Genomic DNA, 23678 nt, shown 5'->3' with positions numbered 1-23678 from the left:
AATAATAACGACGTAGTTTTTTACCTGTACCACTACAAACCAGGGAACAATTCCGCCATTTTTCTGCGCAGGTGAATGCCTTTGATATTTTTGGCAATGATCTTACCTGAAGGATCGATGAGGTAGTTCTGAGGAATGCTTTGAATGTTATAAAGATCAGCAGCGATCCGCTCTTCGTCCAGGGCCTGATACATGTCCTGCGTTCCATCTTCTTTTATAGCGGCCAGCCATTTGTCTCTATCTTTCGTTTCGTCCATGGAAACGGCCATTACAGCTAAACCAGCCCCTTTGTACTTTTTAGAAGTTGCCAGTACATTTGGCATTTCTGATCTGCATGGGCCACACCAGCTTGCCCAGAAATCTATCAGTACATACTTTCCTTTGAAATCGGGAATAGCTGAAAAACTTACCCATTTTCCATCTGTGTCTTTTACTTTGAAATCCTTTGCCATTTGACCAGGAGCCAGACGTAGTGCAACCTCCAGTTTTTTCGAGAACGCTTTTGCAGAGGGCCATGTTTTTGTGCTGGCAGGAAGTACGTCAAATGCTTCTTTCATTGGCATAACTTTATCATTGAATTCCTGATATTGTTTCAACAGATACATACAGATAGGAGAGGTTGGGTTCGCGATCACATAGTCAATGTATTTCTGGTAGTACTGGTTCTTTACCAAATCTTTACGGTCTTCATAGTTGACCCTCACGGTGTCCACTTTATCCAACCGACTCATATCCCAAAATTTCTCCAAATAAACCATGTATTCGTCAGATTTAGATTTTGTTGCTTCTTTGAACGCTGTATAGTGATCTTCCGCTGTAGATCCTTTTACCAGACTGTTTTGAATGGAATCGGTTACTTTTAACTCAATTGTACTATTATCCATGAAAAAGCTGATACCTCTATAACCTGGATTATTTTTGAACTTTGCCTCCGGATCTTTGATAAAGATCTTTACTTGTACAGGTTCAGCAAGGGTGCCCCTAAAGATGAAACCACCATTTTTGATCATCACACTGTCCGGACTTGTTTTTTGCGATTTAGTTAGGTAAACCCATTTATTGTTGTTTTTAGCTGGGCTTTCACCTTTAATTATATAGTTGCTTGGTTGCGCATATGCCGAAAATGGGAATAATGCTGCGATCAGTATTTTTTTCATAGCAGGTTTTAAGGATTTAATTGTTTGTTTAGGAATGCTTCCAGGTCTTTGCCTCTGAGGTCTTTAGCAATGATTTTTCCTGCAGGATTGATCAGGTAGTTTTGAGGAATGCTGCGGATATCGTACAGTTTAGCAATTTCTCCTGTGGGATCTATGGTTTGTGAGAAGACACTGGTCGCATCATCTTTAATTGCTTTCAGCCATTCCTCACGTTTACTTTCTTTGTCAAGAGACACAGCCATTACCATGAATCCCCTATTCTGGTTTGCTGAATAGGCCTTCAGCACATGAGGCATTTCTGACCTGCATGGTCCGCACCAGCTTGCCCAGAAATCCAGAAAAACGTATTTACCCTTGAAATCAGATAATTTAACCTCTTTTCCATCCGGGTTTTTTACGGTAAAGTCCAATGCAGGTTCTCCAATGCTCAGGGTCAAGGCTGTATTTAGCCGGGCGGCAAATGCTTTACCAGATGTTGAGCTTTTTATACCTTTAGTAAGCGCATTGAATATCGGGGATAAGCCATCCATATTTCCTTTTCTGGAAACGTATTTATTCAAGAGAATTATACCAATAGGGCTTTTTGGATTTGCTTTAAGGTAAGATAAATGTAAATCATTGATATGATCATAAGCAAGGTCAATTCTTTCTTTACTTGCTTTTTTTTCTAAATCGAGATCTGCTCTATTCATATAATTCGCCCAGTAATCTCTTAAGTATGCATCATATTTCTTTTCCGCTGGCGCGATCAATTTTTGAAACTCAATAGCTGCCATCGCCGCCGGGGAACCAGTCACGGAAAAATTGTTTAATGAATCGGTAGCTTTAAATATCATGTCGCTATTGTCAACGACAAATACTGCTTTTGGAGATCTATAGTCAATGTAAATTTTAACCTCCGTAGGTTCAGTAACACTTCCTTTAAACTCAAACCGGCCGTCTTTAAATGGTACGCTATCTGTTTTTGCTGACCTTTCTGTAGATCTACTTATATAGATCCATGCTTTTTTAGATGGAACATTGGTATTACCCCTGATGACATAACCAGGGGAATTTTGAGCATAGATTTGCAGGGGCATCAATAATGCCAGTAATAAAAGTCTCATATGTAATTGATTAGGTGTTTATCTCGGATTTTGTGTTAAGCCAGACATTTGAATTGATCTAAGCGGGATAGGGAAGCTATACCTGGGGTCTCCAGGTTCCAGTTTCTCTATTTTTCCTTTGATAGTTCTACTGATTTGGACCTGATGTTCAGGTTCCATATTTAACCTTTTGAGGTCCATCCACCGTAGGTTGCGCATCACTAGTTCCTTTCTGCGTTCTTTTAACACCAATAGAAGGGCATCCGAAGGATTTGTAATTTGCAGTGGCGCAAAACTTCCCGTAGCCCATCTTTTTAACAGTAACTCATTGAGTAGGTCCATTCCTTCTCCTGCTTTATTGGTTCTGATCAGGGATTCAGCTGCAATCAGGTAAACTTCATCTAATGCCAGACCTGTAAAAAGCCTGTATCCTGCATAATGCCCTTTAAAAGAATATCCCCCGAAATCCTCATTTTCATAGAAGAATACGGTTTTACGCAGGTCATTGTCATCATAACTGGCATAAAGATCTGCCTTAACTGTAGCCGTTTCATCAGTATAAGTAGTCGTGAATGACTCCATAGAAAAGATTACTTCCGGGTTGAACCTGGCTATTGGTTCTTCACTTGTTGCATCTAAGGTGTTGTAATTAAGTAAATTGTTGTTGCCAAATACCTGGATGCATGCTTTTGCTTCGGTTGCGGCCAATTCATATTTGCGCATGGCCAGGTAAGTTCTGGCCAATAAGGCATGAACAGCAGCTTTGGAAGGTCTAAAGGAGTGTACCGGTTTTTCAGGTAATAAGGGCAGCGCTTCATTCAAGTCGTTTATGATCTGGTCATAGGTCTGACGCAGCGTTCCTCTACTTACTTTTTCATTGTAAGTATCGTCTTTCCTCAATGGGATACCAGGGTCCTGATCAGCACTACTTTCATTGAAGGTCTTTGACCAGCCGGTAACCAGCCATAAGAAGGAATTTGAACGAAAAAATAAAGCGCTTCCCTTTACATTGTCGTATGCTACAGCATTGGCGGAGGTTCGTTTAATGCCTTCAATACTTTTTAATACCGTATTGCACGGTGTGATAACGGAGTAATGACCACCCCAGCAACCCTCGATTTCAGAGGCATAAGTACCCATCACTTCCGGTCCCCAGATATAGATATTTCGAGTGCCTTGTTCGAGGCTTTCATAAGATTCATCATCAATCTGATAATTGTCGCTGCTCGCTTCCGGTAAATCCGTACTGCGCCCATTAGAACCCGATGTGTTCATTTTCCCACTATTGTCTAAAAGTGCCTGTAAGTCCTGCAGACTTTCGGGAACAGCGAGTTTGATATCTGGTTTCTCATCCAGAAATTTCTTGCATCCGGTAATTGTCAGGCAACAGATGAGTGCCAATGGCAAGAACATTAATATATTTTTTGAGTTTTTCATGATGCTTCTAATCTTAAACGTTAAATCCTTCTTTAGTAATTTGCCCTTAACCCAAAAGAGACAGTTTTAGCTGCTGGCATAGACCTGTTTCCAAAGTCAGGATCTATGTGCTGCCTATTTGCTCTCCATAAAATCCCCAGGTTGGAGATATTGCTGAAAATATCCAGGCTTTTTACCGGGAGCCGTTTGTAATCTTCCTTACGTAGGGAATAAGATAGGTTAATGTATTGCAAGCGGATATGATCTGCTTTAAGCACATTAATCTCTGCATCCTGATAGAAGAAAGATCTCGCACTGTTATTTGGATAAACCATTGATGGGATATTCGTGATCAACTCATCTCCTGGATTTTGCCACCTTTTATTATATTCAGCTGTCGGAGCTGATCCGGAAAATATCCCAGCATAGTTCATGGCATCTTTTCTGAAGTAATAATTGAATTTATAAGAGATGGAAAAAGATAGGTTGAGGTTCTTGTAAGATAGATTATGGTTAAAGGACCCGAACATAGTTGGTGTTGCAGAACCATTATAAACCAACTCATCCACCTTAACATTTTCGTTCATCGTATTGTAAGCAATGGATTTCTCTCCGTTCAGGTATCCTTGGGGATTTCCTTTAGCATCAAGGCCTGCCCAACGCTGACTATAGACCGCATACACCGGTTTCCCTACAATGGCAAACAGGCCACCTCTATCTGCGATTAAACCATTCATGTTCATGTTATAATACTCCGTAACTTCAGTTGTATTAAAACTCATGATTAAAGAAGGCCTCCATTTAAAGGCCGTATTAACGACCGTAGCATTCAGTTGAATATCTAAGCCCTTGCCCTTCATATTGGCCACATTGGAAGTAATATATCCGGAATATCCCATCAGTGGGTCAACGGGGGTAGGCCCTAAAAGATCCTTTGCATTTTTATGATAATACTCTATAGATCCACTGAAACGGTTGTTTTGCAGGCCAAAATCAACCCCAAGATTAAACATACCTACTTTTTCCCATCTCAAAGTAGGATTGCCGTAGTTATATATTCCTGCACTTGTTAATCCTGAATAACGCTGCAGATAAGTATCGTAGGAGATGGTCGTTACTGCGGACTGACTCGGGTCAATGGTTCCGCTAAAACCGTAAGTCATTCTCATTTTTAAAAAAGGGAGATTTCTGTCCTTATAAAACGATTCCTGGTCAATATTCCAGCTTGCACCAACCGACCATAAAGGACTCCATTTGCTTCTGGTTTCTACACCAAACAGATTGGAAGCGTCACGTCGGATACTTCCTGAAACCGTATAACGATGATCGTAGGTATATGCCGCATTTGCATAGACAGAAACATACCTTCCGGTTTCGCCGGTATTATAACTATTTCCTGGAATTACATTCGTAAAACCACTGATAAAATCAGGATAATCATTGACCAGATCCATCAATGCAGAAGCTCCGGTACTTTCATCATAACCATAAATCCTATTTGCAACGCCGTTTGTTTTGATCTGGCGGACCTCTGCTCCCGCAATTGCTGTTAATTCATGCTTCGTGGAAAACAATTGATTGTAATTGATCTGGCCTCTCAGGTTGTTCGTAATGACACTGTTGTCACGAAGGTCCCTGATTCCTCCCAAAGGGACGATGCGTTTTACTACCCCAGTTACCGGATCAATTTGGGTATATTTATTGATCATGTTTCGGGTGAAAAAACTATTAATACCATTAAAGTTGACCGAATTTTGCTTTTGATCCTGATACTGGTATTTTACATCAGCACTAAAATTGGGATTGAATCTGTAATTTAAGCCCAGTCCTCCAACAAAAGTATTGGTGTTACTGGTTATTTTAACAGACTTGTAATTATCAAGAGGGTAGTACTTCCAATCCAATAGTTTCCCACTGCCAGCAGTATCCGTATACAGCCCCCTTAACCTGTCGAAGGGCATGGCATTACCATCTGCATCTGTTAGAGATTGATACATGAATTCAGTGCTGGAGCTGGAAAAACCATTTCTCCCACTTTTGGTGCTGGTACTGGCATAACTTACATCTGTTGCGATTTCCAATCCTTTTATCGGGCGATAGGTATTGGACGATCGGAAAGTTAGCCGGTCATAAGCACTGCTCAATACATCTTTGTTTTTATCATAGCCACCAGAAAATAGATAAGACATATCTTTACTTCCACCAGAAACACTCAGCGCGTATTGCTGATTTACGCCTGTTTTATAGACCAACTTGTTATAGTCATTCCGAATGTCATGTCCACGTAAAGCATCGAGCTGAGCATTGGCTTCTGCCGCAGTGATCTTTTTGTCTCTTTGAAGAATCAGAATTTCTATAACAGGTGGTAATGGATCTCTGTAGGTCTTGCTGTTTTCCTTCGCAGTGTAAAAACCATTTTTGAACAACTGCTGTTGAAGGTCGATGAATTCACTGGAACTCATGTTTTTTACGGCAAAAAGGTCTGGTTTTTCCTGAAGCGTCACCGTACTGCTGAAATTGATCTGAGCAGGTCTGTTATAATGTCCTTTTCGGGTGGTAATGACCACCACGCCATTCGCTGCTCTTGAACCCCAGATGGAAGCGGCAGCAGCATCTTTCAGGATCGTTACGCTTTCTACATCATTTGGATTTAGATTTTTAATATCTCCTTCATAAGGAAAATTGTCGACCACAATCAAAGGATCTTGGATACCATTAATAGAACTTAATCCCCGGATCGTCATTTTTGGTCGGTTAATACCCGCGCTCTTGTCAAATTGAATAGAGGTTATCCCCTCCAATCTGCTCATAATGTCCGGCCCAACTCTTTGATCAAGTTCTTTTCTGTTGACGACCTCAAAGGAACCTGTAGCTCTTTCTTTACTTAGACTTTGATAACCTGTATTTGCAGTGATCATCACATCCTCCAGTTTTTTGCTAAAAGGAGTCATGGAAATGGTCATGAATTGCTCAACTTCCACAGGTAGTTCCATTGTCTTGAACCCAATAAAAGAAGCAATAAGGATCGATTTTGGTGATACATATTTTAAGGAGAAATTGCCATAAGCATCAGAAATTGTTGCGTTTTCAGTGTCTACTATTCTAATGTTCACACCCGGAAGTGGCTGGCCTTCTGCATTGGTCGTTTTACCAGTAACAGTTATCCAGGCCGTTTCTGAGGAAGCTATTGTTTTCTGCGGCTTTTTGCGGATGTAAATATTTCCTCTCTCCATTCCATATTCTAAAGGTTGTCCTTTCAAACACTCTTTGAGGGCTTTGTCAATGGGTAATTTTTTGAAACTAACAGTTACCGGCAGGGTATTCTCCAGGATTTTCTCATTGTAAATCACGGAAGCGCCGGTCTGTCTGATGATGTCTTTCAATACTTTTTGCAAGCTGGCATCCGTCACCGTAATGCTCGCTGTTCTCTGCTGCGCGTTTACATTAAATGCAGATGATAGCAGCAGGATGCAGAAGCTGTAGTATAACCAGCTTTTTAAATTTTTAAAAATAGATAGGTCAGAGAGAAGTTTTCGCTTCCTGGATAGGTTAAAGTATAAATACATACATTTGTTTAAGTTTAGGTGACAATGGTCTGTCGATAGATTAATTATTTGCCTAACCTGGTTTGGGCTAAGGCCTGAACGCTGTCAGGAATGTTGGTAGCATTCCTGACTTAATTCCTAATCGGAGGGTTCCCCTAGTTTTCTGAATTATTTTTAATCATTAAATTGGTTTAGGTGAAAAATTAGACTTTTATAGGGAATCATGATTATGGTAGAACTACGACTTTTCGGCCCTCAACTTTAAAGTGGCAAATGCCATTGCCTTCTATCAGTTTTAGCACTTCTTCCAGCGTTTGGTCTTTACTGATACCTCCACCAAATTTTCCCGGATTAGCCGTTAAACGATAGTCTATTGTTACATCATACCAGCGGGAAAGCTGACGCATGATTTCCGGAAGCTCAGAATTGGCAAATTCAAAACGACCATTCTTCCAGGCCATTGCCTTTTCCAAATCGGCTTTTTCCACTGCGATCTGTTTGGTTTTTCCAGATGATACAGATTCTTCGCCAGGCTTAATCTTCATGGAATAAGCTCCATTACTTATCCCTACTGATCCTTGCAGCAAGGTCGTACGTATGGCCTGTTCTTCCGGGTAGGCCATGACATTAAAATGGGTGCCGAGAACTTTTATCTCATGAGTACCGCTAATGACTTTAAACGGCATGTTATCTTGGTGTTTTACTTCGAAATAAGCTTCACCAAAAAGTTCCACTTTTCGTTCTTTAAGCGTGGCAAAACTGGCGGGATATTTAAGCGACGAAGATGAATTAAGCCAGACCTTAGTTCCATCTGGCAGGATCAGTTGATATTGCCCCCCTTTAGGGATTTCAATTTTATTTACCGCTGCAGTTTTAGGAAGGTCGGATTGTCCCTGATCGTCGATTGTATAAGTGAGTTGTCCATCGGCAGTTTTGTTAATTTCAATGCCACCCTGATCCTGGATGTTTTTAGTGGAACTGTCGTCCAGAAGAATGCGCTGGCCGGTTGATAAGGTCAGGTACGCTTTGTTTCTGCCAGGTAGGATGGTAGCTGCAGCCGGGTCGTTGTGTATCCCTGCAGGCGAATCCTTTAAAGCATATTGATAAGTTACTAAACCACCACAGATTAATAATGAAGCGGCGATCGCAATACGAAGAGGGCTGAAGATTCTTCGGCCGGGGCGCTCAATTTCAATCTGTTTTACCGGAGGGAGTTGATTCCAGATCGCATCCCTCAATCTATCGTAGTCAACCTCAGGTACCTGTTCTTTGGTTGAAATTGCAGAAATCTGATTGTACCAGTCTTCCACTAATCTTTTTTCTTCAGCATTACAGGTTCCCTGAAGATAGCTTTCGTACAGTTCCTCTGGCGTAGGATTTTGGTTATTCGTCATTGCTCTATTTTACTCGGGATTTATAGAGTTAACGATTTGTTAAGATGAATGTAGTAGTGGAAAATGAAAAAAATTAAAATAGGCTGAAAAATACCTGAAATTTATTCCTTAAGATATGAAGTGCGGTGCTTATTTGTTTTTTAACCGTATTGTCAGAGATGTTGAGTTCCTTAGCTATTTCTTTATAGCTCTGATGTTGTTCTCTGCTAAGCCTGAAGATTTCTCTCATTCTGGGACTGAGCAATTGAATTTCATTTTCTATTTGTCTGGCAAGTTCTTTCTCGATGATTCGCTCATCAGGGGCCGGACTATGCTGCTCCATGATTAGCCTTAAGGCTTCTATATATTTTGTTTTTACTTTAGTGCGTTTTAAATGATCCAGCACTTTGTTCCGGGTGGTAGCATACAAAAAAGCAGCAATAGGTTGAGTGGGTAAGAGGGATTCAGCTTTCAGCCAAAAGGTGGTAAATACTTCCTGAATAACATCCTTCGCTTCCTCTTCATCCTGCAGAATCTTTTGCGCATGCCGGAAAAGAATCATCCAGTAACGCTCATAAATCAGCTCATACGCCTGCTTATTTCCCGATTGGAAGGCATGGAGAAGTTGCTCATCGCTAAGCGCTGATGTTTGATTCATTGGTGTGGATTATAAAGGGCTAGTCGATTTAAAGGGTCAATATTAATGATATTTTTAGGATTGTCAATAAAACTTTAGGTAACAATCATTGTAAATGTAAAACTCTGTCGGCAGTGGCAGGGTTATATTTGACGGATCAGGTTTTGATTTTTATATTTATAATCCAGTGTCTGGCCTATTCAAAATGGGGTAGAATAAAAAGAATAAGTACCTGAAATCATTGAGATACTAAATCCGGTCAATTTTAATTAAGTTTGACAAAAAGGTAAATGTTCAAGTATCAAGGTTATCCGGATAGGGAATTAGTTCTGCTGCTTCATGAAAACGATACGGATGCCTTAAGTGCGTTATACTATCAGCATGTAAAACAGTTAACCTACTTTGTCCTTAAAGCCTCCAAATCAACTGAGCTTGCAGAGGATATTGTACAGGATACTTTCCTGAAAATCTGGGGAAACAGATGGAGAATTGATCCGGAGCAACCTTTTAAACCTTACCTATATACCGTAGCACGTATGCATCTGTTGAACTTAGTCAAACGTGCAAAACATGAACATTCAATCGTTGAGGAAATTAAACGGAATGCGATAACACAGGAATTCTCTACAGATTTATTGGTTGCTTATAGAGAAAGCAATGCATTGATCAATCAGGCCATTAAGACTTTGCCTAAACAATGCAAGGAAGTTTTTTTACGGTGTAAAATTCAGGGACTTAGTCATAAACAGGCCGCCGAAGAGCTTGGGATCTCTGAGAGTACAGTGAACAATCAAATTGGTAAAGCTTTAAAAAATATCAAAGCTTTTCTGGCCGAGTCAAATGGACTTTGCTTATTTCTGGCCATACTGTTAAAATAAATTGTCGCCCGCATAGTTATTGTTTGCCTCCCAATTGTAATAGGTTTAAAAGCAATAATTGTGAACCAAGAAATTATCCGTCTTCTTAGAAAATATTACCTGGATCAATGCTCAGAAAACGAGCTTGAGAAGGTAATGGAAATATTAATGGCTGGTCAGTTTATCGATGAGTGGGACTCGGTCTTTATGGAGGAGTCTCAGAAGGTAATGAATGGAGAGATGTATGAGGAACTTACTGATGAGAAAGTAGGTGCAGTCTACAACAAGCTCATGATGTCTATAACGGAACCAGAACCAGTCCATCTTAAACAAAAGAAGCGCTTCTTTTTACGTTATGGGATTGCAGCCTCCCTGCTCATTGGTCTTTTGTCAGTTGCATTCTTTTTATTTAAACGGGATGCTGCTCCTGATCATCAGAAACTCGCCTATCAAAATGATGTGGCACCGGGCAAATATGCTGCTGTGTTAACACTTGCAGGTGGCAGACAGATAAGACTTGACGATCAGAAGAGTGGTCAATTGGCCACTGAATCGGGCGTAGTAATCAGTAAAGCTACTACAGGAGAAATCAGTTATCGGTTGATAAACCCGAATGAAAGTGTTAAAGCTCAAATCAATATGCTGAGTACAGGGAATGGGGAAACCTATCGGATTACCTTACCCGATGGAACTCGTGTCTGGTTGAATTCGGCTTCGACAATTAAATACCCGGCGTCCTTTAATTTATTGAAAAAGAGGGCTGTGGAGTTAAAAGGTGAAGCCTATTTTGAAGTAGCCAAAGATCGGCGACATCCCTTTATGGTGAAGACGGAAAAGCAGGAAATTGAAGTCTTGGGTACTCATTTTAATGTGATGGCCTATCCTGAAGAAAAAGATAGCAAAACCACACTATTGGAAGGTGCTGTTAAGATTAAGGCATTGCATAGTACTAAATTCTTGTTACCTGGACAACAGGCAATTGTCAGCGCTCATGGTATCGCATTAAAAGAGCATATCGACCTGGAGGAAGCAATAGCCTGGAAGGATGGTGATTTTAAATTCAACGGAGACCTGGAAAGTATCATGTATAAAATATCCAGATGGTATGGCGTAGAAGTTTCTTACGCGGATCATATCAACAAATCAATGGAGTTTGAGGGGAAAATGTCGAGAAGTAGAAATTTATCCTCAGTTCTCAAAGTAATGGAGTTAACCGGCCGTGTTCATTTTAATATAGAAGGAAGGAGGGTGATTGTAAAGAAATAAACCGTGGGCGGCTAAAAAAAACCAAAGGTGCTTGGAACCACCTTTGGCCTAGTTTGATGAGTTTGCCCTTCCGCATCAGCGGATAAAAGATGACCTAACAAATTTTATAAGTACTAAACCCAACAAACAAATGTATAAAATTTTACCACTTCTACAATGTGGGCTGAACCCCCGTGTTGTTTATTCCCGGGTGATCAACCTAAACCTGATACTAATCATGAAGCTCATTATCCTGTTATTAATCGCTTCCATTTTACAAGTCAGTGCAAATACTTTTGCGCAAAAGATCAGCATTGATAAAAAAAATGCGGATCTAAAGAGTGTTATTAACGAAATCCGTGCGCAGAGCGGTTATGACTTCTTTTATGATAAAGAAGTCATTAAAGAAGCAAGGCCAGTCACTATTAAATTCAAAAACATAGATTTAAGCGAAGCACTGGTCAGAATTTTCAAAGATCAGCCGATTTCTTATACCCTTGCAGAAGCTGACAGAGCCATCATCCTTAACGAAAGGACCAAAATAGTAGTGAAACGCAATGTTGATCTGGGGATCAACATTGATGTTTCTGGAAAAGTAGTTGATGAAAACGGGCAGGCTTTACCCGGTGCGACGGTGAGGATTAAAGGGACTTCGACGGTGGTAACGACTGATATTAACGGAATGTTCAGCCTTAAGAACGTGAAGGAGAATGACCTGATCCTTGTTAATTTTCTGGGATTTAAAGAGAAAGAACTAAAAGCCAGCGCAAATCTGGGAACAATTGGCATGACCATGAATGTTGCCAATCTGGAGGAAGTCCTTGTCGTTTCTACGGGTTATCAGAATTTAGCCAAAGAAAGAGTCACAGGATCTTTCGGAAGTGTTACGAAAGCACAATTGGAAAAACCCAGCGTCAATATTGCCCAGCGGCTTATTGGAACCAATGCTGGTGTACAGGCACTTTCTATGGATGCTGACGGAAATCCGATGTTTGAAATCAGAGGGCAGTCGACCTTATATAATCCCTCCTATGATGCAAATACCAACAAAAGGGAGGTGCTTGTCGTGGTAGATGGATTTCCCGTGCAGGGAGGCCTGGCTTCAATAAATCCAAATGATGTGGAATCGGTAACGATTTTAAAAGATGCGGCAGCAGCCTCCATCTGGGGAGCGAGATCGGCAAACGGCGTAATTGTGGTGACTACCAAAAAAGGAAAGCAGGGAGGACTTAAAGTGGAGTTTTCTGCATTTACAAGGGTGGGAGCGAAGCTCGATCTGGATTATGTTAACCCTAAAGCCAGCTCGGCAGAAACTGTTGATTACACGAAATATTCCTTCGATAGAAATACTTTCTTCGTTAATTCAGGTGTATTGGAATCAAACTATTATTACAATTATACGCCTGCCCAGGTTGCATTAAATGAACATAAACTGGGCTTTCTGACCACTCAGCAAAAGGATGCAGAACTGGCAAGGTTGGCTACGTTGGACAACAGGCAGCAAATAAAAGACCTCTTATTGGAAAATCCGCTGAATCAGCAATACAATTTAACACTTTCCGGTGCAACACAGAGAATGAATAATATGGTTTCCATGTTATTTGAAAAAAATCAATCTAACTTTAAAAATACCGGCAACAAAAAGTATATGCTGAACTGGCGAAACAATTCAAATCTGACCAGCTGGCTGGATCTGAATCTGTCTGCCATGCTTCAACATGGTGATTACACGAATAATGGTGTTGTTTTAGGCGGAGTCTCTAAACCAATGACTATAAATCCTTTCATACCATTCAGTTCTACCAGTATTGTTGCGAATCCTGATATCCAGAGCCTGGCTCCTTTCGAGATGTTGCAGAACCCGGATGGTTCTTTCACCGATATTGGTTCCGAGTTCTATAATCCGGTGATCGACCGTTTTATAAGGAAGGATCTTTTTCCTTATAGTGATTGGAGTTACAATCCCGCTAGAGAGATCAATTCCCGGGATATTACGACCAAGGATTATACAACCAGACTACAGGCTGGCTTGCGTATCAAACTTTTGGAAGGCCTCACTTTTGAACCCAAGGTTCAGTTGGAGCGGTATGTGGCTAATAACCGGGCGCTTTACGGAGAGGATTCATATACGACAAGAACGATTGTGAATACTGCAGCAGCCTATAACCCGGCTACAATGAACACCGCACCGATACTTAATATTCCTAAAGGCTCGATTCTAGATCAGTCAAAATCTCAGTATACTGTCTGGTCTTTTAGAACCCAGCTTGCCTATGACCGAAGGTTTGGAACTGACCATGAAATTAATGCGGTTGCAGGTACGGAAACTTACGACAGGAAGGCAGAAACATTTAGCAGTCCCCGTGCTTTTGGATTTAATAAAACGACCAATCAGGTAGGGATTTACCCCAATGGCACTGGCAGCGCTGCTGTACCACTGAAAAATTTTTTAAACTCCTCACAGGCGATTCTGGGCTATACGAACGGTTTTGGATATGTTCGTGAACGGACTTTTTCTGGCTATGCAAATGCGTCTTATACTTACAAAAGTAAATATACTGTTTCAGGAAGTGCCCGTTTTGATGCGGCTAATTACATTACTGATGATCCAAAGTATCGCTACAACCCATTTTGGTCCGTTGGCGGAGCATGGAACGTCGGAAAAGAAGAGTTTATCGCTGCAAAAGACTGGATTGACGCTTTAGTTATTCGTACTACTTTTGGTTATAACGGTAATGTGGACAGAGGAACATCTTTTAAGCCTTTGATCTCCGTTGGTGGATCGCCAAATACGTATACCAATGAATATGTTGCTTATCTGGCGAGTTTAGGGAACCCTATGCTACGTTGGGAAAAAACGGGTATTCTGAATGCGGCGGTCGACTTTTCCTTTTTTAAAGGCAAATTGTTTGGAAAGGTAGATTTCTACAACAAGAATAGTAAGGATTTGATCGCTTCTGTCTCAATTCCATCGGTTAACGGAAGCACAACCCAACGTTTCAATGCAGCGAAATTAAATAACAGGGGCATTGAAATTGAGCTGGGAACGGTGCAGAAACTAAGCAAAGATTTAACCTGGACAGGAAATGTGAACCTGTCGTACAATTACAATAAGATAACAGACCTGTATCTGGTTTATCAGAGCCCGATTAATATGACCTATTCAGCTACAGATCCCTCTTCTACTTCTTCTGGCTGGGTACAGGGGCATAATGCTAATGCTTTGTGGTTACATAAATATGTGGGCATTCAGAATGGCGCTCCTGCTGTCGCCGGAGCTGACGGACAATATCAGAATTTGATTTCTTATTATCCGGCAAACTGGAATGGGCCTGACTTTCTGGAAGACTATGGGACAAAGGTCGCACCGTATACACTGGGTTTGATCAACTCATTTAATTATAAAAACTTTAATCTTTCGTTTATCATCACTGGAAAAATGGGTCATAAGTTTTTAAGGACAGGTTTTGATTATCCGGTTCAGTGGTCGGGTACAAGAGTTTTGCCTAATAAATACCTCGGAGAAGTGCTTAATGCTGATCCTTCAGCGATTGTACCCTTGCCGGCTAATGATGAATCTGAAATGTATAATTACGAGAACTATACGCCCATGATGAATTATTTATTGCAAAGTGCTACTCATTTCCGTCTGCAGGAAGTAAATCTAACTTATAAACTGCCAGCATTGGCACTTAAAAAAATGGGTTTAAATGGGGCCTGTATCTATATACAGGGAAATGATTTGTTAACTGTTGTTGCAAATGATTTTAAAGAAGATCCGGAGTATCAATATGGGACTTTGAAGCCAAGTCCAAAAACTACTTTAGGAATTAAGTTTGATTTTTAATAGAACAGATTATGAAAAGCAAAATAGTTAATTTTACCGGAACACTTCTGATAGCAGTCTTCCTTTTCTTGCTGGGTTCCTGTAAAAAGTTTTTAAGTGAACTTCCCTCTAAATCCTCCAATATTCCGGTATCCACGATTGGTGATCTGGATGCGATACTTGCCAATTATAGCAGTTTCTATACCGAGGAAAATAATATGGCCATTATGGCTACAGATAATACTGGTTTCAACAAAAATATCTTTGATGTAAAGCCTTCCGTTTTTCCAAACGTATGGTATTTTTATTCATTTTTTGGCGATCCGGATTTAATTGCAAATAATACATTAGACAGACTTTGGTCGGGAGAATATACGAAAATATTTACCGCTAATCTGGTGCTGAACAGCTTGGATAAGGTTGCTGGTGGGACACAGGAAAAGGCCAATTTAAAAGCGGAAGCACATCTGCTGAGGGCTTACGCTATGTTTGTTCTTGCAAATAACTTCTGTCTGCCCTATACGGAAAGCAATAAAACTGAGCCTGGTTTAGTTTTAAAGCAAACTACCAGCTTTGAAGAGCCAGTAGGCAGGGCGACTTTACAGGAAACCTATGCCTTTATTGAAAATGACGTGTTAGAAGCCCTCAAATCAACATCATCCTTGATCGTGAATGGAAAGGTTAGACACTGGAGAGGAAGCAAGACCGCTGCTGCAGGTTTTGCAGCGCGGTATTATCTGCAGATCAATAATTATACAGCGGCTTTAAAATATGCCAATCTGGCTTTGGCTGATTACAATATCCTGGTAGATTATAATACGGAGATGAAGTATGGTAATGATGGAGTAGTCACGGTAAATGGAACTCCCTTTACCATCAAGTATCCCTATACACATAACAGCTCAAACGACTTTGATATCATTGGATGGAAGGAATTCCTGTACCTGCGGACCTTGAATTTTTCAGGTTGGTGGTTTATGCCGAGCCAGGATTTAATGAATCAATATGACCAGGTAAATGATTTACGTTATGAATACCATTTTGTTGAAGGTTACTCTTACGACAGGGGGCTAAATGCAAATCCTTCTTATTCTTACCCAGGTTACATTTTCTTTTATAAAAGTAAGGTGCCATCCGGGCCTACAACAGCAGAGATGTATCTGATCAAAGCAGAATGTCTGGTACGGGAGAACAATACAGGGGACGCGTTAACGGCAGTGAACATGCTTAGGGCAAAACGTATGAAGCCTGGGCTTTGGGTCAACCTGACTGCTGAAGATCAGGCTGAAGCACTTGCGAAAATCTTACAGGAAAGACGTAGAGAACTTCCTTTTTCTCATCGCTGGTTGGACATAAGGCGCTTAAATCACAACGGTGATAATAGCGATGATGTGGTAATTTCGAAAACCTTTTATCCTTACACCACAACGGTGAATACCTCGGCAGCTCCGGTAACCTATGTATTACCCAATAACTCCAGAAGGTACGCACAACCTATACCAGCCATGGAGCTTCCTGCAAGTAAGGGAGTAATTAAACAAAATACCTATTAATTTCAATTGGCAGGATTTGATCGTCCTGCCTTAATTTACTCTACGATGTTAAAAAAAATGATTCTGGTGATGTTCATCATCACCTTTAGCATAGCTGGTGCCTTTGCACAAAAAAAAGCAATAGTTGAAGGAAAGATCGCGGGTCTGACTTCCAAAACAATCTTTATTTTTATTGAAAACGCAAAAGGATATGTAAGGGATAGCATTGCAGTTAAGAATGGAAGTTTTCATTATGAAAAAGAAGTTGATGCGGTCTGCCTGGCGACAATAAATATGAATATGGAACAGACCACCAAAAGAGTCGGTAAAGGTTTTTTACCCAACAGATCTGGTTCTCTGCAAATATTTTTATCGCCTGGAGCGCATTTGAACATTTCCGGTAAAGTCACTGATTTTGTCGATGCTTATCCGTCAGGTGATGAAGCCAATGAGGTATTGGCTAAACTAAATAAGGTCATTTATCCTTTGGATAATGAATACGCAAATCTATATGTCAAACAAAGAACAGATAAGGGAGGGGATTCAATTGCAATTGCTTCTAAAATTGAAAGCTTGAATAAGGAAATTGATACTGAAAAAAGAAAGCTGGTTTTCGGAAATCCCAATTCGCATGCTGCCATATGGTTAATAAATGACATGATGTTGAGAAGCGAGTTGACCGATAAAGAAGCTGTGGAGATTTTTCCGAAAATTTCGGGAACTAAATTTAAATCTGATCACTATTATACGCAGGTAATGCAGCGAGTGGGAGGAATAAAAGAAACTGCAATTGGACAACCTGTTCCGGAAATAATTGTAGATAAGGCATATGATGGGAAGCCGTTCAAATTAACTGCTTTGAAAGGTAAATATGTTGTGTTAGATTTTTGGGGAACCTGGTGTATGCCCTGTATATCCGGAATGCCAAAAATGAAGGAATATCAGGATAAGTATAGGGATAGGCTGGTAATAGTTGGTATTGCGAAAGAATCTGATGACGGTACCTCCTGGAAGAAGTTTTTAGCTGGAAAACCTGAATTTGACTGGGTGCATATTCTTAATCCTAAAAACATAAATTATGTGACGAAGTTCAATGTTGCGGGCTTCCCTACAAAAATTATCATTTCGCCGGATGGAAAAATTGTAGCAAGATTTGTTGGAGAAGATGATGCGATTTATAAAAAGCTGGATCAGCTATTGGGAGATAATTAAAAAACTTTAACGTCGAGTTGGTGGATAGAAATTGTTCGTTTAAAACTGATTATTGTTTACTAACTCTTCATTAGAATTTAAGAGCAGTTGGTGACGAAAGTTACAATAGCGAGAAAAGGGCTGTCTTTCAAAAAGATTGGCCCTTTTTTTTATTTGCTGCGGAGTGCAATCAGTTTTGGGCTGAAAGATCCGAAGAACTCCTATTAGTAGCGTTAGTCAATTAGATTGGAGGTGGTTGTCATCAATTTAACTAAGTGAAGGACATTGAAAGCATAACCTCTCTAAAGGTTATTTTTAGCCACTCCCCAACAAGTACCCAACTATTTCATTCTAGTATTTCAAATTTTGCTGTCATAACTTAAAATCACTTATATGGCAGCATTTGATTTAATCACAAAAGATGATCTGGAGAAGTTTAAAGTCGAACTTTTTGCGGAATTAAGGAGACCTGGTTACAAACTTAACAAAAAGGAAGAACAAAAGGAATGGCTGAAAAGCTATGAAGTTCGCTCTATCTTAAACATTTCGGCTGGTACACTGGCAACTTTTCGGAGAAATGGTACATTACGCTTTTCTAAAATAGGAGGGCTTCTTTATTACAAGCATGATGAGATCGTGAAATTATTGGAAGGAGCTTCGTGATGAATAAGGCAATTAGAAAAACCACTTTAAAGACTGCTGATTTCTTAGGAACATTTCAGCCAAAGCTCAAACAATCCAGAGCCAAGCCCCGCACCCGTATCAAACGCCTGCTCAGACAAGCCCTGACTTTTCAAGACCAGGAAATTATGGAAGAAATCTACCGAAAGTTCTCCGTCTGATAAAGTCATTCTTCCTCGTCAATCCATTCCATTTTATAACCGACACCGAAGGTCACAGCACCCTTCGGGTGATCTGCTTTGAAGTCCGCGTGGACTTAGCAAAGATGTATTTTCGCATGCGAAAAGCACTTTGCTGTCCGTTCGGACAGAGGATCACTCGGAACTCGTGATCCTGAAGTCAATGATAAGTGTATTCTATGTCAAGGAAAAAAGCGAGAGATCCAGACAGTATATTAAGTCACACAATAGTTGTTAGGGTTACGTCCGGGCAATATGACAAGCTCGATAAACTTTCTAAAGAAAGTGACGGTAAAACGATAGCCTACATCGTTCGTAAAATCATTGCGAACAAGCCAATAAAACTTCTGCATAAGGACACTTCTATGAACGAGACAATGGAGGAAATGGCGCTGATCCGTAAGGAAATCAAGAGTATAGGCGTGAATATCAATCAGCAGACATACAAATTCCATATTAGTCAGAACGACACGGAAAGAGCATTTCATACCAATAAAACAGCGGAAACCTATCAAAGTATCGAACCCAAAATTGATCGATTGTTCCTCATCCTCTCTAATCTCGCATTGAAATGGTTGCAAAAATAGTGATTGGCAAAAGCATAAGAGGCATTCTGCATTACAATGAAAACAAAGTTTCAGAGGGAGAAGCTAAACTGATTTTGGCTTCTGGATTTGCCGGAGAAATTGAAAAGATGAGTTTCGATAATAAGCTTAAGAGATTTCAGCATTTAACGGAACTTAAACCAAGTGTTAAAACCAATGCGCTCCATATCTCGCTCAATTTCGATTCTTCAGAGAACATCGGTAGCGCTAAAATGCAAATGATAGCAATTGCTTACATGGAACGAATAGGGTTTGGTGATCAACCTTATATCGTTTACAGGCACAATGATGCCGGGCATCAGCATTTACATATTGCTACAACAAGCATTCAACGTGGTGGAGAATGTATTGACCTGCATAATATTGGCAGGCTACAATCTGAGCCAGCTAGAAAAGCCATAGAGATTGAATTTGACCTTGTTAAAGCTGAAAGCAAAGTATTTAAACAAGAACCAGGCATACGACCAGCTGACTTGGAGCAGATCAAATACGGCAAGCAATCAACAAAAAGGCAAATCAGCAACGTTCTGTCTGGTGTAATCAATAGTTACATGTTTACTTCTGTCACAGAACTTAATGCTATCCTGAGACAATTCAATGTAACTGCTGACAGGGGGCAAGAAGACAGTGAAATGTTCAAAAAGAAAGGGCTTATTTATTCCATGCTGGACAAAAACGGTGATAAAGTTGGCGTACCAATTAAAGCTAGTGCCTTTTATGCGAAACCAACCATGAGTAACCTGGAGCAGAAATTTGAAAAAAACAAGGAGAAGCGCAAACCTTATAAATCCGATTTAATTGCCCGCATTGATAAAGTACTGCTGAAATATCAAACCTTCACACGAACCACGCTTATTAGTGAATTGCAAAAACAAGGAATCAACCTTGCCATAAGAGAAAATAATGAAGGGCGTATCTACGGAATAACCTTTGTCGATCATCAAAACAAGGTGGTATTCAAAGGGAGTGATTTAGATAAGCGATACAGCGCTAATGCCATATCGAAAGTGATTGGTTCGGAAGACAAACTAAGAGCGTTCCTGAAGCCTTCAAATGCGTCAAGAGCGTATTTAAACACTAATACAGATGTTCATGTAAAGACCTATCTGGAACCGGTAGCAAGCACCAACCTCCTTGATGATCTGCTCGGCAAATCACTTCCTGAATACATGCCAAACATTAAGCGCAAAAGAAAAAAAAGAAGAAGAGGATTAACCCTATAAAACAGAATTATATGAATACAGGAGAAGATACCCAGAGTCTACGGAAGATCACTGAATTTACCAGGCTTATCAGCATTTTTATATTAAGCATACATTTTTATATGTGTTGCTATATGGCATTCAAGTACTTTGGCTGGACTGCTGACATTACTGACCGCATTATTTTGAACATCTCAAAAACAGGTTTGTTTGATGACATAACTACCCCCAAAATAGGAGCATTGATACTACTTATTGTTTCTCTTTTTGGTATTAAAGGCCGAAAAGATGAAAAGATCAGGCAAAGGGATATAATTATATATCTGGTTATAGGTTTGTTGCTATATTTTATAAGTGTTTTGTCTTTTTATCTGGTTTTAAACCCAGTCATCATTGCAGTGATTTACATTGGTTTAACTTCAATTGGCTATATGCTTGTATTGACAGGAGGAGGGTTGTTGTCAAGGATGATTAAAAATACTTTAAACCAAGACATATTTAATTCTGACAACGAAACATTCCCTCAAGAGGAAAGGCTGTTGGAAAATGAATTTTCCATAAACCTACCTGCCACATACAACTTAAAAGGAAAAATCCGTAAATCTTATATCAACTTTATTAATCCTTTCCGGGGGCTGCTGATCTCAGGCACCCCCGGATCGAGGTGAAGAATAGGGAAAAAGTTATTTTGTAATCCGCCATATCATTGATCAGCATATTAAAAAAGGTTTTTCAATGTTCATCTACGATTACAAGTTCGATGATTTAAGCAAAATTGCTTACAACAAGTTGCTTCAATACCAGGGCAATTATGCCGTCAAACCTAAATTCTTTGTAATTGACTTTGATAAGATATTTCATAGGTGTAATCCGCTAGATCCTGAAAGCATGGATGATATCACCGATGCAACGGAATCCAGTCGGACAATTATGCTGGGGCTTAATAAAGACTGGATCAAAAAATCTGGAGATTTTTTCGTTGAATCTCCGATCAATTTTTTGACAGCGGTGATCTGGTATTTAAGAAAGTACCAAAATGGGAAGTATTGCACACTTCCTCATGTAATTGAACTCATTCAGGCTGACTATGACCGCTTATTTGCTGTATTACAAGAAGAGGATGAGATCAAGGTTTTAATCAATCCCTTTATTTCTGCCTACCAAAATAAGGCGATGGCACAATTGGAAGGGCAAATCGCATCTGCTAAAATCGGACTTGCCAGGCTGTCATCACCACAGCTTTATTATGTTTTAAGCGGTAATGATTTTACGTTAGATCTCAATAATCCAAAAGAGCCAAAGATTGTGTGCATGGGGAATAACCCTCAGAAACAACAAATCTATGGTGCTGTGCTGTCTTTGTATGTATCAAGGATGATCAAACTTGTGAATCGCAAGGGACAGTTAAAAAGTAGCCTGGTATTTGATGAATTTCCTACAATTTACATCGGCGGTTCTTCGGGGATAGATGGGCTTTTGGCTACGAGCAGATCAAATTTTGTTTGCACAACTTTGGCCGTTCAGAATTTTGAGCAGCTAAAAAAAGATTATAGCGCAGAACAAGCTGATGTTATCGTAGGAATCGTAGGCAATATTATCAGTGGGCAGGTAACAGGGAGTTCGGCGAAAAAGTTAAGTGAGAATTTTGGTAAAATAGTTCAGGACAAGGAAAGCAAAAGTATCAATAGCTCGGATATTTCAATTTCAAAATCTACCCAAATGGATTATGCAATCCCTGCTTCAAAAATTGCCGCGCTGTCATCAGGGGAGTTTGTTGGTATTGTGGCTGATAATCCAGATCAGAAGATCAAACTAAAAATGTTTCATTCTGAAATTCAAAACGACCATAAGGCCATTGCGGAGGAGGAAAAAGGCTACAAACCTATACCTGCCGTTGAGAATGTGACTTATGCAGATATCATTGAAAACTATGTGAAAATCAAATATGATATTGAACAGTTATTTGAGCATGAACTTGCAAAAATTCTTGAAAGACAACGGAATGCACATGAGGTGGCTCAGACCGATGAAACTGAGGATCAAGATGACGAAGCTGAAGAAGTAGAAAGAGGCGTGTCACGATGATTATTCAGTGAATTTATTTGTTATATTTTTAAACCAGAAAGCCGTGCTGTCATATCATCTATCAGCGACCTAATAATTAACGGAATGACTTAGTAAGCGTTGTCTCACCAGCACCAATATATGATTTTGGAATAGAAACGACTTTTTTGGGTGGTACTTTGAAATAGTATGAATCTCCATTATCATAGATGACCTGTAGGGTTAGTTCATTTTTCTTACCAATAAACGGTTGCAATGCGGTTTGCTTTATCTTTTCAAGTTCCGTGTCATTTATAAAATAGGTTTTGGTGAGCCTTTTTTCACCTCCATATTTTGCCGGAATATCATCCATTAAAAACTCTCCGAATACATTGCTGCTAGAGAGTATGGTGGTTATCATAATACCAATCTTGCTAATCTGATAAGTAATGCCTTCTTTATTAAATATTCTTAATGTCGCACAGGCAGTGTAGACCATTATATGTAAGAAGTAAAGCCCGTTCTTTCCGGAAAATGGATATTCCAGGATCATAATTAAAAAGACAAAGAAGGGGACCATTATGAAAAATCCTTTTAGGAATTTGTTCGCTGTAGGTTTTAGAGGTACCTTATTCAAGATAAATCCTATTACTAAAAATGCCGCCATGCATATAGTGGGAACATCCCAAGTATATTTGAATAACAAACCGGAAATATTCAATGAGTAAAATATAGTGTAGCCTAAAGCATCATGAAGTGTATTGATTAGTCCATCTGATACTTCGGGTACGGCATTAGAGTAATCACCTATTTTAAAAGTGGAAAAGGAAAGGAAAATTACTGGTCCGATAATAATAGACAATAATATTCCCAGCTTCAGAATATTGAAATCCAGACCGATATTTTCATCTATCCCATATGATTGCAGATATGCGCTCAAGGAAATGTATCCTAGTATATAAACAAATATTGCTGCTAGTGGTATTAATCCGGCATATTTTGTAAGTTGTTCAGTCATTTTTTTTGTTTGAAGTTTGCAACAAATTATTCGCGGTTAGCGAACAATAATGTCTCCGTTAATTTTAGCATGCTCAAAGTCTTTTA

At 39.8% G+C, this 23678-nt stretch carries 16 protein-coding genes and 1 pseudogene; 9 read left to right on the top strand and 8 right to left on the bottom strand.

What is annotated here, in order from left to right:
- Positions 1–32 precede the first annotated feature (32 nt).
- From R2Q66_RS22145 to R2Q66_RS22120, 6 genes are all read right to left on the bottom strand, one after another.
- Positions 33–1157 (bottom strand): TlpA disulfide reductase family protein, encoded by a 1125-nt coding sequence (locus tag R2Q66_RS22145; protein ID WP_316753350.1) that lies wholly within the window; start codon positions 1155–1157, stop codon positions 33–35.
- A gap of 8 nt (positions 1158–1165) precedes the next feature.
- Positions 1166–2263, bottom strand: a complete 1098-nt coding sequence (locus R2Q66_RS22140; protein WP_316753348.1) for a TlpA disulfide reductase family protein — start codon at positions 2261–2263, stop codon at positions 1166–1168.
- Between the two features lie 18 nt (positions 2264–2281).
- The gene (locus R2Q66_RS22135) at positions 2282–3679 is read right to left on the bottom strand and encodes a RagB/SusD family nutrient uptake outer membrane protein (protein ID WP_316753346.1); all 1398 of its coding nucleotides are present in this window, start codon (positions 3677–3679) and stop codon (positions 2282–2284) included.
- 32 nt (positions 3680–3711) lie between these two features.
- Positions 3712–7224, bottom strand: a complete 3513-nt coding sequence (locus tag R2Q66_RS22130; RefSeq protein WP_316753344.1) for a SusC/RagA family TonB-linked outer membrane protein — start codon at positions 7222–7224, stop codon at positions 3712–3714.
- A gap of 206 nt (positions 7225–7430) precedes the next feature.
- Positions 7431–8597: a FecR family protein gene (locus tag R2Q66_RS22125; RefSeq protein WP_316753342.1), complete on the bottom strand. Its 1167-nt coding sequence runs from the start codon at positions 8595–8597 to the stop codon at positions 7431–7433.
- A gap of 73 nt (positions 8598–8670) precedes the next feature.
- Positions 8671–9234 carry an RNA polymerase sigma-70 factor gene (locus tag R2Q66_RS22120; RefSeq protein WP_316753340.1) on the bottom strand — a complete coding sequence of 188 codons (564 nt, stop codon included), beginning with the start codon at positions 9232–9234 and terminating at the stop codon, positions 8671–8673.
- Between the two features lie 269 nt (positions 9235–9503).
- Between R2Q66_RS22120 and R2Q66_RS22115 the strand changes: the two genes are divergently transcribed.
- The 6 genes from R2Q66_RS22115 to R2Q66_RS22090 all read left to right on the top strand — a co-directional run bounded on the left by R2Q66_RS22115 (position 9504) and on the right by R2Q66_RS22090 (position 18527).
- A complete protein-coding gene (locus R2Q66_RS22115; protein WP_316753338.1) occupies positions 9504–10091 on the top strand; it encodes an RNA polymerase sigma-70 factor in 588 nt (195 codons plus the stop codon).
- Positions 10092–10151: 60 nt separating this feature from the next.
- Positions 10152–11336, top strand: coding sequence for a FecR family protein (locus tag R2Q66_RS22110; protein ID WP_316753336.1), 1185 nt, complete (start codon positions 10152–10154; stop codon positions 11334–11336).
- A gap of 217 nt (positions 11337–11553) precedes the next feature.
- Complete coding sequence (locus R2Q66_RS22105; protein WP_316753334.1) at positions 11554–15162, top strand: SusC/RagA family TonB-linked outer membrane protein; 3609 nt, start codon at positions 11554–11556, stop codon at positions 15160–15162.
- Between the two features lie 11 nt (positions 15163–15173).
- On the top strand, positions 15174–16694 hold the full coding sequence (locus tag R2Q66_RS22100) for a RagB/SusD family nutrient uptake outer membrane protein (RefSeq protein ID WP_316753332.1): 1521 nt from the start codon (positions 15174–15176) through the stop codon (positions 16692–16694).
- Positions 16695–16739: 45 nt separating this feature from the next.
- The gene (locus tag R2Q66_RS22095) at positions 16740–17885 is read left to right on the top strand and encodes a TlpA disulfide reductase family protein (RefSeq protein WP_316753330.1); all 1146 of its coding nucleotides are present in this window, start codon (positions 16740–16742) and stop codon (positions 17883–17885) included.
- A 372-nt stretch (positions 17886–18257) separates the two neighbouring features.
- Positions 18258–18527, top strand: a complete 270-nt coding sequence (locus R2Q66_RS22090) for a helix-turn-helix domain-containing protein (RefSeq protein WP_316753328.1) — start codon at positions 18258–18260, stop codon at positions 18525–18527.
- Between the two features lie 44 nt (positions 18528–18571).
- Here R2Q66_RS22090 and R2Q66_RS22085 read toward each other — a convergent pair whose 3' ends face one another.
- On the bottom strand, positions 18572–18715 hold the full coding sequence (locus R2Q66_RS22085) for a hypothetical protein (protein WP_316753326.1): 144 nt from the start codon (positions 18713–18715) through the stop codon (positions 18572–18574).
- 188 nt (positions 18716–18903) lie between these two features.
- Between R2Q66_RS22085 and R2Q66_RS22080 the strand changes: the two genes are divergently transcribed.
- The 3 genes and pseudogenes from R2Q66_RS22080 (at position 18904) to mobC (ending at position 22616) form a co-directional block, all read left to right on the top strand.
- On the top strand, positions 18904–19311 hold the full coding sequence (locus R2Q66_RS22080) for a mobilization protein (protein ID WP_316753324.1): 408 nt from the start codon (positions 18904–18906) through the stop codon (positions 19309–19311).
- Positions 19296–20552: a relaxase/mobilization nuclease domain-containing protein gene (locus tag R2Q66_RS22075; protein ID WP_316753322.1), complete on the top strand. Its 1257-nt coding sequence runs from the start codon at positions 19296–19298 to the stop codon at positions 20550–20552. Before R2Q66_RS22080 ends, R2Q66_RS22075 begins: the two co-directional genes overlap by 16 nt.
- Positions 20553–20563: 11 nt before the next feature.
- Positions 20564–22616 (top strand): annotated as a pseudogene (gene mobC / locus R2Q66_RS22070) (conjugal transfer protein MobC).
- Positions 22617–22692: 76 nt separating this feature from the next.
- Here mobC and R2Q66_RS22065 read toward each other — a convergent pair.
- Complete coding sequence (locus R2Q66_RS22065; protein ID WP_316753320.1) at positions 22693–23592, bottom strand: hypothetical protein; 900 nt, start codon at positions 23590–23592, stop codon at positions 22693–22695.
- Between the last annotated feature and the right edge of the window lie 86 nt (positions 23593–23678).

The sequence above is a fragment of the Pedobacter gandavensis genome, from assembly GCF_032677645.1.
Classification (GTDB): Bacteria; Bacteroidota; Bacteroidia; order Sphingobacteriales; family Sphingobacteriaceae; genus Pedobacter; species Pedobacter gandavensis_A.
The sequence above is the reverse complement of the archived record's forward strand: the minus strand, read 5'-3'. Positions and strand labels throughout refer to the sequence as shown.

Excerpts from the sequence above, each read along its gene's own strand:
- R2Q66_RS22145 (WP_316753350.1), bottom strand. The coding sequence starts at position 1,157 with ATGAAAAAAATACTGATCGCAGCATTATTCCCATTTTCGGCATATGCG.
- R2Q66_RS22140 (WP_316753348.1), bottom strand. The coding sequence starts at position 2,263 with ATGAGACTTTTATTACTGGCATTATTGATGCCCCTGCAAATCTATGCT.
- R2Q66_RS22135 (WP_316753346.1), bottom strand. The coding sequence starts at position 3,679 with ATGAAAAACTCAAAAAATATATTAATGTTCTTGCCATTGGCACTCATC.
- R2Q66_RS22130 (WP_316753344.1), bottom strand. The coding sequence starts at position 7,224 with ATGTATTTATACTTTAACCTATCCAGGAAGCGAAAACTTCTCTCTGAC.
- R2Q66_RS22125 (WP_316753342.1), bottom strand. The coding sequence starts at position 8,597 with ATGACGAATAACCAAAATCCTACGCCAGAGGAACTGTACGAAAGCTAT.
- R2Q66_RS22120 (WP_316753340.1), bottom strand. The coding sequence starts at position 9,234 with ATGAATCAAACATCAGCGCTTAGCGATGAGCAACTTCTCCATGCCTTC.
- R2Q66_RS22115 (WP_316753338.1), top strand. The coding sequence starts at position 9,504 with ATGTTCAAGTATCAAGGTTATCCGGATAGGGAATTAGTTCTGCTGCTT.
- R2Q66_RS22105 (WP_316753334.1), top strand. The coding sequence starts at position 11,554 with ATGAAGCTCATTATCCTGTTATTAATCGCTTCCATTTTACAAGTCAGT.
- R2Q66_RS22100 (WP_316753332.1), top strand. The coding sequence starts at position 15,174 with ATGAAAAGCAAAATAGTTAATTTTACCGGAACACTTCTGATAGCAGTC.
- R2Q66_RS22095 (WP_316753330.1), top strand. The coding sequence starts at position 16,740 with ATGTTAAAAAAAATGATTCTGGTGATGTTCATCATCACCTTTAGCATA.
- R2Q66_RS22090 (WP_316753328.1), top strand. The coding sequence starts at position 18,258 with ATGGCAGCATTTGATTTAATCACAAAAGATGATCTGGAGAAGTTTAAA.
- R2Q66_RS22085 (WP_316753326.1), bottom strand. The coding sequence starts at position 18,715 with ATGACTTTATCAGACGGAGAACTTTCGGTAGATTTCTTCCATAATTTC.
- R2Q66_RS22080 (WP_316753324.1), top strand. The coding sequence starts at position 18,904 with ATGTCAAGGAAAAAAGCGAGAGATCCAGACAGTATATTAAGTCACACA.
- R2Q66_RS22075 (WP_316753322.1), top strand. The coding sequence starts at position 19,296 with ATGGTTGCAAAAATAGTGATTGGCAAAAGCATAAGAGGCATTCTGCAT.
- R2Q66_RS22065 (WP_316753320.1), bottom strand. The coding sequence starts at position 23,592 with ATGACTGAACAACTTACAAAATATGCCGGATTAATACCACTAGCAGCA.